The sequence below is a fragment of the Rhizobium sp. BR 317 genome (assembly GCF_047445835.1).
GTDB classification, from domain to species: domain Bacteria; phylum Pseudomonadota; class Alphaproteobacteria; order Rhizobiales; family Rhizobiaceae; genus Rhizobium; species Rhizobium paranaense.
Genome location: NZ_JARWLB010000057.1, coordinates 1 through 4,239, shown reverse-complemented (window position 1 = coordinate 4,239; position 4,239 = coordinate 1). Strand labels below are relative to the sequence as shown.

The window sequence follows — 4,239 nt, the reverse complement described above, 5'->3', positions numbered from 1 at the left end:
GTGAGATCATGGAGGTCAGCGACCGCGAGAGCCATCTCACCGGCGATTGTCCGGTCCTGCCGGCACCAATTCCGCCATTCCTCCGCGCTGCTGAAACCGGACAATTCCCAAGGCTGAAGCAATCGTTCGCCGAACACAACTGGGAAAGTGAGCTTTCKAACCTGGTCGAYGGATGCAGCGAACCCGATGCCAGCGCCCGGCCAACTCGTGGTGACTTCGGGCATCATGGCGGTGTAAGCGTCCATGATCCGTTTGACGTCAGGGTTTTCGCCAACACCCATGACAAAATTGGAGCCGAGCAGTTCCATTGCGGCACGAAAGGGCCGCTGATGGACGTGGACGCCTTCTTCAGCGTATTTCAGATCCAGCCGGCGAAGCTCGTCTAACGTCCATGCGGTCATGCGCTGCTTTCCTTATGTGCGATTTTCAGGTTTTCCGTATCGGCGGAAGTCCGTTTTTGCGGGTACGAACATCGAGAGATTGCGCTTGGCGCCGAGCCCGTAGAAGTCCGTTCATTCGTTGGACAGATCCCCGAATAGACCTATCATCAAATCGCCGTCGTAGAGCGAGAAAGGGTTTTCGACATAGTGGTCCCGATGGCGAGGCAGGGTGCGCCCATCATTCAGGGACCTGTCGGACAGATGCCAGCGGATGTGTATTGGCCACCAACAATCCGTTCACGCCGCCCGCCCGCCCGCCTAGGGAAGCCGCTTAATGAGGAGTTTGTCCCACACGTTTCGGAGCGGCTCCCTCAGCAGGTCGATGATGACGGAGTGATCCGCGAGGCTTAGCTMCGCGCCGTAGTCGACGATCCCCAGCCCAAATAGCCGCTGGTTCATGTAAATAGACGTCACACGCTCCGCATCGACTGGCAGTGATGGGTTCAGACTGGAAATGTACGGCACCCGGATTAGGTGGCTCATCTCGTTGAAAACGGTATTCAGCCGGGGGAGCACTAGCTTCATCTCATCTGCTTGAAAATCGTAATCGACACGACCGCGGTGTACGGAATCCCACGGCGTGACAACGATCATCTCGAGCTGACCGAAGTGCTCGGTCATCACCTTCCAATCGAAGCTGCTCAAAGAACCACCGTTAGGGTGATTATGCAGAAGCTTTAACTTCTCGCCATTCAGTAGCCGCGCCTTGATCTCGTCKGCCAAGTCTCCGCCTTCTTTCAGGTGGCTCGCATGATGAAGCACCTTTTCCCCGGCTTCATCCAGATAAATATGCTCTTCCGACGACAGCATTGGACCGATGTGATCAAGGATCGCCCGCTCAAGCGGCGTCAGCGTACTGAATGTCATGCGGTATCCTTGGCGCGCTCGATCGTGGCTTCGTACCGCCCATCTKGTAGCTTTTTGTAAAAAATCTTGCCGCCGCGCTTGTAGACCAGCACTTGGATCTGCCCCCACGTATCGATCTTCGTCAGGATTTCGTTTGCCACAACCGGATCATGAATGATGCTCGATGGCGGCAGCTCGAAGCCGGTCTCAAGGTTCGKGGCAACTCCGGGGAATGTTTCGGTCCTTGCGTCCACGGGGATATCAGACGCGTCGATGGTGATCGTGTAGACACCGCCGTTATCGATGACGCTTCTAATGACGTTGAACTCTTCTTCTAAAAACTTGGCCATTTTCCCTCGTATACGCCTCGCACTCTCGAATCTTTCCGGTATTTCGTGGACAGTCATAGCAGATTGCAATCATATCACGAGAAACGCGCGCATGAGTTTCGATTCGGACAGGAGGGTCTTCGTCAAAACTGCTCGAGGAGCCGTTGCATAATGCCGCCGGCAATCTAACCATGGCGAGAGCTGAATTCACACAACTCGGAATTATGTGAGATAGGAATAGCTTGCATAACTGCTGTTGAAGCCCTGCAATCTCCAATTMAATCAACTTGTTAACTGACCTTGTGCAATGGGACTGACGGTTCGAGTCCTTTCACGGCGCTCACGACCGAGCCGGTCGCTGCTTATTCACCGACCAAAGAGACGGGCGACCAGGCGCGAGCTTGCAAAGGGAAGGCGACCCTCATCCAGTCCATTTGTTCGATAGTAGGCGAGAAGCCGCTCGCGCCCCAGGCTTCCCCGTTCCAAGGGAAGGAAACGAAGCGCGTTGCGACGGAAAATCTTGTCGCAAGTATCGTCCGAAAKACCGCAGTCGGTGCGCAGAAAGGCGTTCACGCTTTCGATATAGTGACTATAGCCTGCCTCCTTCCCGAGCATGATCCAGTCGCTTCCGTAAACGATGTGATCGCAACCACTATCGAATTTTTCCAGCCATTTGTTGAAGGACTTCGCAAGGAAGTCTCGTTCTTTCGAGCCGGCCGAAAGCACCTCGGAAAAATAGCTGATGTCGGCKACCACGTTCCGGCCCGGGTTTTCCTTGATGAATTCACCGAGCCGCCATTCCCAACTGCCATCCGGCAAAAGCATTCCTTCCCGTCCAGCCGACCGTGCGCTGAAACGACCGAAATGCGCGATACAAACCCGTAGCTTGGGGAACTCCTTGAACACGGGTATCCAGTAGGCGGGATCGCCCCGCTTTGCATAATCTGGACCGKAACCGTTCGACGAATAGCCATGAGCCAATATTGGGGCATCGACATCGACACAGAGCTTGTAGAGGTCTCGAAGCGCAGCATCGAGTTCCTCGCTGGGGTCAAATCCCAGGCTCTTCACTGTTCGCTCCGGATATGGCGGCTGGTTGCCCGTGGGACGAAAGCCCATCGGCKGGTAGAGCTTGATGCCGACGAAGCCATGTTTCATCAGAGCCGAATAGGCAGTCGCAAGCGAGCTTATACTGCTTTTCCCTTTCCGGAATGCCACTTCCCGGAGCGGATCAAACCCCATGTAGCCGTGGACGACGGGACCGGATTTCGCTTTCGCCATGCGCTGCGAAATCCGATCCATCACCACCATCTGCCGGGGTAAGGGCGAAAAGTCTACATCTTCATAGAGCCACTCATCATAATCGACGAGCGCCGGCGTCAACAGCACCGGATTGAAGTCCTGTGCCTTGCTGTCGGCAACCAGGCGATCAACAAGGACGTACCGGTARAGGCGAAACAGACTGAACCAATTGAGATAGCGCCCCACAGGATCTTGCCTCAGGAAAGCGCGCTGGCTGGCTCCGCGGGCTTCTCCGATCGTGAGCGGTTCGTTGGCGCGCAGAGTCTTGATCGGGTCACCGAGCATATAATTGAGGAACTTTTCCTCGGAGATAGATGATCGTGTCGCCAGATCGCCCGGGGCTGTCATCGTAACGATCCGCCGCCTCTTCCGATCGAGTTCCAGGAGATGCTGGCTTGTGTCTTCGACCGCCGCCGCGCGCGCTTTGTCGACCGTCAGAGAAGCGGCTTTTCCGTTCCGTCCGGTGTCGAGGAACGCGATTTCCTCATCCGCCGTCGGTGCGCTTCCCGTGCCGAGCAGCTTCAGAAGAAGTGCGATGAATTCGTCGGTCACGTCAGGATCACGCACTGCGAGAATGCGGGCKACCGACTGCTTGGGAAAATMTTCGAAGACKACTTGTMGCAGGAAGCGGGTGGTCGGGAGATCCGACGCATTGAAAACGTGGCAATGAGCGTCGACCAACGGGACGCCTTCGCCCGGTACCGACKKGCTCGGTCGTCCGCAACCCGTAGTCAATGCGACAGCAGACAAAGATGCCTGCGTTAGAAAAGCTCGACGTAGCATAATCATCCCCCAACTCGGCCCMGATGCAATGCAGACATGAAATCCCGCCAAGCGTTCTGATCGTCACAGACGAGGGTTCAAAAATYCAGCCGGGCGATCATMGGGCAGTGATCCGAAATCGCMAATACCTGGTCTTTCCCGTTCGGGGTGCCTGCTTTGTTGCCACMAAGGTTTCCGATGCTCAAATGTTCGGCCGGGCCGTCGCTTTTGATTCCGGGCCCGACGAGGATGTGATCAAGGCCTACCGGATTGCGGCACCCGAGATAATTGTCCGAGGCGAGAAGCTGTGTTTCCKGCGGGGTCAGGTMGCGGATTTCGGCMTGGGTGCAAAGTGCCTGCCCAGCATCGCTGATCTGGCAGTGCTCGTCGAGAATCTTGAGATCGGCGGCCGCTGGCTGCCCATCGGCCACTTCTTCTATGAGAGACCGGGACAACACCCCCGCCGACCGCGGCGACGAGGTCCCGCTGGCGTCGGTCCTGGCCGGCCGCTGGTCGCGCAGTTCATGCCAGAAGTTGCGGTTGAAATCGCCGAGGAGGAC

Annotated in this window: 5 protein-coding genes; 2 read left to right on the top strand and 3 right to left on the bottom strand. The window is 56.5% G+C overall.

Annotated features, from left to right (window positions below):
- Positions 1-386, top strand: a 386-nt coding sequence (locus QD357_RS31310) for a hypothetical protein (protein ID WP_414125866.1), incomplete at its 5' end; no start/stop codon positions are given.
- A gap of 312 nt (positions 387-698) precedes the next feature.
- Here the strand turns inward: QD357_RS31310 and QD357_RS31305 are convergent.
- The 3 genes from QD357_RS31305 to QD357_RS31295 form a co-directional block, all read right to left on the bottom strand.
- The gene (locus tag QD357_RS31305) at positions 699-1,307 is read right to left on the bottom strand and encodes a hypothetical protein (RefSeq protein WP_414125865.1); all 609 of its coding nucleotides are present in this window, start codon (positions 1,305-1,307) and stop codon (positions 699-701) included.
- Positions 1,304-1,636 (bottom strand): hypothetical protein, encoded by a 333-nt coding sequence (locus tag QD357_RS31300; RefSeq protein ID WP_414125864.1) that lies wholly within the window; start codon positions 1,634-1,636, stop codon positions 1,304-1,306. The genes QD357_RS31305 and QD357_RS31300 overlap by 4 nt, the downstream gene beginning before the upstream one ends.
- A 345-nt stretch (positions 1,637-1,981) precedes the next feature.
- Positions 1,982-3,469, bottom strand: a complete 1,488-nt coding sequence (locus tag QD357_RS31295) for an amidohydrolase family protein (protein ID WP_414125863.1) — start codon at positions 3,467-3,469, stop codon at positions 1,982-1,984.
- A gap of 416 nt (positions 3,470-3,885) precedes the next feature.
- Between QD357_RS31295 and QD357_RS31290 the strand changes: the two genes are divergently transcribed.
- On the top strand, positions 3,886-4,239 hold a 354-nt coding region (locus tag QD357_RS31290), incomplete at its 3' end, for a hypothetical protein (protein ID WP_414125862.1).